Origin of the sequence: Nostoc sp. FACHB-888 (genome assembly GCF_014696655.1) — a bacterium.
Classification (GTDB): Bacteria; Cyanobacteriota; Cyanobacteriia; order Cyanobacteriales; family Nostocaceae; genus Nostoc.
The window spans coordinates 1-3,542 of record NZ_JACJQM010000317.1; the positions used below are offsets into that span (position 1 = coordinate 1).

A 3,542-nucleotide genomic window follows, 5' to 3' on the forward strand; every position below is an offset into this window, starting at 1 on the left:
AACTTTTACCTTCTGTCTTGGGCAAATTCTACCTGAAGTCACATACAATTTTGGGTGTTACTTCCACTGTGCTTCCAGGCGATCGCCGCGATATGGCAAATAACACCCAGTTTGACAACCTACCACCGATCAAACTTATTCCCTTAAATGATAAAGCTGTATCTATGGTGCAGCCACCAAGCAGGGAGAGACCAGCAAAAATAGCTGCGCCCACGGATATTCGATGGATGAAAGTGCTGGAGTTTTTACGCAGAAGCGGCGTAGTTTACCGCCGTAGGCATCGCTGCTTACTATCGTGCGATTGCCGAAACTCAAGGGGAGTAGGGTATGCCCAAGCCACTTGATCCCAAATGTCAGCTATGCGCCAAATTACCAACAACTCAAGCAAAACTACTGCATGGGCCACAAGGGGACGGGTGTTGGAATCCCAAAGTCTGTCATAATCGCCGCTCATTCTATCGCCACCGCTCCCAGAAGAATTCAGCAGAAATTGATTCAGTAACAGTCGAACCACCAGCAACATATTTTGCAGTGCTGTATTTGTATAAAGAACCGGGGGATAAACTTTGTCCCTGTGAAATTGAAAGCGTTAAGGGCGATCGCGTAGACTTGACATTCTCAACAGGCTGCACTCAAGCAGTACGCAAACGTGCAATATCCCGAATCGGGGGCGCACCAAATAGGCGAGAATATTCGCGGCTGAACTGTGATTGGCTCTCATAGCCCACTCGATAGGCAGCATTAGCCGCATCAGAGTTTTCCGCCAGCATCAGGCGACGTGCTTCCAAGAGCCTTAATTGCTTTTGATATTGCAGCGGACTCATGGATGTCACTGCTTTGAAATGGTGATGAAATGATGAAGGAGACATCCTAGCTTGTTCTGCCAGATTATCAATCCGCATTGGCTGGACAAAATCAGCCTTGATCAGCTTGATAACTTCAGCAATCCGCTGCATATTGCTACCAGATGTTGCAATCTGGCGAACCGCTTCGCTTTGTTCCCCTATCAAAAGGCGATAGTAGATTTCGCGGATAATTAGCGGTGCCAAAATCGGGATGTCTTGGGGCGTATCCAAAAGCCGTGCCAGTCTGATCGCACAATCGAGCAAGGGAGCATCGGCAGTGCTGACGAATAAACCTCTGATAGAGTTCTTTTTCTGGCTTTCGATTTTCATACTCAGAGGCTTTGCCAACGCACTGGGTTGGGACGTAATGATATCGCAGAGTTGACGGGGATCTAAATTTAGCTTGAATCCTAAATACGGCTGTTCTGGGGTTGCCTCGACAATAAATGCGCTCAACGGCAAATCAACCGAGACGACTAAATATTGAGCAGCCCCATAACAATAGGTTTCCTCACCCAGCAAGACTTCCTTTTTACCCTGAACTAGGATGGCGAGGAGCGGTTCACTGACGCTATGTAGTGCAGTGGAAACAGACGATTCTCGCTGAAATTCTAGTTGTTCTATCGCTGTTTTATGAAAACCATTGCCTTTGCCGTCGGTTTGTTGAGTGACTAATGCCGCCAATTCATTGCATTGATCTGCGAGTGCCATACGGTTCCTTGGCTTATTGAACCCCGTTTCGTTGAACATTGTAGAACATCCTAATCGATTCATGAAATCTGAATTTGGAGGATTAGGCAATAAAATGCGAGGTCTGTGTATTTAAACTCATTGCTTTGACTCCTAGTATGAACACATCTGTTTCAAGAAAACAACATCAAATTTCCAGTGACATCAAAAAAATAGGAGATTGCAATGTCGAACGTAAATGGAAAAGTCATTATCATCACTGGAGCCAGTAGCGGCATCGGTGAAGCTACAGCTCGGATGCTGGCAAAAAATGGCGCAAAAGTTGTTTTGGGCGCACGTCGCACCGCTCGCCTTGAAACTATTGTCAAGGACATTGACGCAGAGGGTGGCATAGCTGAATATCAGGCGCTCGATGTGACTCAACGCAGCCAGCTAGAAGCGCTCGTGCAACTTGCCCAGAGCAAGTTTGATCGCGTCGATGTCCTGATTAATAATGCTGGCATCATGCCGCTATCGACTCTCGATCAACTGAAAGTTGAAGAATGGGATCGCATGATTGATGTCAATATCAAAGGGGTCTTGTACGGCATCGCAGCAGCGCTTCCCGTCATGAAAGCCCAAAAGTCGGGTCAGATTATCAATCTTTCCTCGATTGGTGGACACGCTGTGTCTCCCACTGCGGCTGTTTATTGTGCGACTAAGTTCGCGGTTGGCGCTATTTCAGAAGGATTGAGACAAGAGGTGGGTGGCGACATTCGAGTAACGGTGATTTCGCCGGGAGTCACAGAGTCGGAGTTAGCCGACAGCATCAGTGATGAAACTGCCAGAATTGAAATGCAGGAATTTCGCAAATTATCCATTCCTGCTAAGGCGATCGCCCGCGCAATTCTATTTGCGATCAAACAGCCTGATGATGTTGATGTTAGTGAAATTATTGTCAGACCTACAGCTAGCCCTTACTAAAGCATTCAGTTTAGCGCTCTAAAATTAATAAATAGTCTTAGGGTGAGGATGTGCTGCACGAGTGCGGCGTATCCTCACTTGTTTAGGACTACCCGCAAAAAGATATGTGACTTGAATCGAAGACGGCTATTTTATCAAGAAAGGCAGAGGGCAGTTCTTGCTGGAGGCAGGAGGAATACTGCTTCCTGCTCTGTGCCCGTGACCGGAGGGAACTTGGGTTTAAAACCCCCACCAAATCTTCAATTTGGTGGCTCTTTTTCAGGAGGGGTTTGAATCTCCTTCTGAAAAAAACCTCCTGCCTCCTGCCTTCTGCCTCCTGCCTCCTTCAACTTAAACCCACCCAGTTTTCTCCAACTTCGTTAACTCAGCGCTTAACTGGCGGATCTTGAAATGAGTTATTTATTGCATTGTTGCATTGTGGATTTGTTGGATTAACCTCTTGTTTACTAGCTATATCATCACTTTAGCTGTCTCCAAACAAGGTTGTACTCTCTCAACAGCCGCCAGCAGCAAAGCGTGCAAGGATGACAGATAAGGTTTGGCAAAATCCCCAATCCTTGCAACTGCAAAATACTTGAAACCCTTGATTTATCGTTACAATAGTATTAGTAGTTAATAACCCCCAGAGGGTTAGTCTGAACGCTATTGAGCTTACTCGTTGTCAGAAGATTCCTTATCTTCTTCATCATCCTTGTCAAGTCGCTTTGCTCCAATTCAAAATTCAAAATTCAAAATTCAAGACAATTAGTGGTGGCTTGTACCCAAAATTAATTAATTAAAATTTATTCTTATTATTCATTTTGCATTTTGCATTTTGAATTCAAAAAAGGTCAAAATTTGTATTGCTGAGGGAGACTTATGGGTGAATCGAAACGCCGAAAGGCAATATTAGGCAATTACTATGGTTTGCCTAATATTTTCAATGAAGTCCAATCAATGTGGACGCAGATTAATTTCTCAATCAAGCGAGTCAAAGATTCTGATAATGGATGTTTACTTGTTCAGTGTTCCAAGAACGACCGAGGATTTCATCAAGACACTATT

General features: G+C 45.0%; 3 protein-coding genes and 2 pseudogenes. 4 read left to right on the top strand and 1 reads right to left on the bottom strand.

Annotation, left to right across the window (positions count from 1 at the left end; all coding sequences use genetic code 11):
• Window positions 1–344 (top strand): annotated as a pseudogene (locus H6G26_RS39945) (hypothetical protein); the annotation flags it as partial.
• Complete coding sequence (locus tag H6G26_RS43590; protein WP_242054358.1) at window positions 328–723, top strand: hypothetical protein; 396 nt, start codon at window positions 328–330, stop codon at window positions 721–723. The pseudogene H6G26_RS39945 and the gene H6G26_RS43590, both read left to right, overlap by 17 nt.
• Here the strand turns inward: H6G26_RS43590 and H6G26_RS39955 are convergent.
• Entirely contained in the window at window positions 633–1,556 is a 924-nt protein-coding gene (locus H6G26_RS39955) for an AraC family transcriptional regulator (protein WP_242054359.1), read from the bottom strand. The two genes, H6G26_RS43590 and H6G26_RS39955, sit on opposite strands and share 91 nt — an antisense overlap.
• A 204-nt stretch (window positions 1,557–1,760) precedes the next feature.
• Here H6G26_RS39955 and H6G26_RS39960 point away from each other — a divergent pair, with 204 nt between their 5' ends.
• Window positions 1,761–2,498 carry an SDR family oxidoreductase gene (locus H6G26_RS39960; protein ID WP_190737480.1) on the top strand — a complete coding sequence of 246 codons (738 nt, stop codon included), beginning with the start codon at window positions 1,761–1,763 and terminating at the stop codon, window positions 2,496–2,498.
• A gap of 858 nt (window positions 2,499–3,356) precedes the next feature.
• Window positions 3,357–3,542, top strand: a pseudogene (locus tag H6G26_RS42225) (DUF2839 domain-containing protein); the annotation flags it as partial.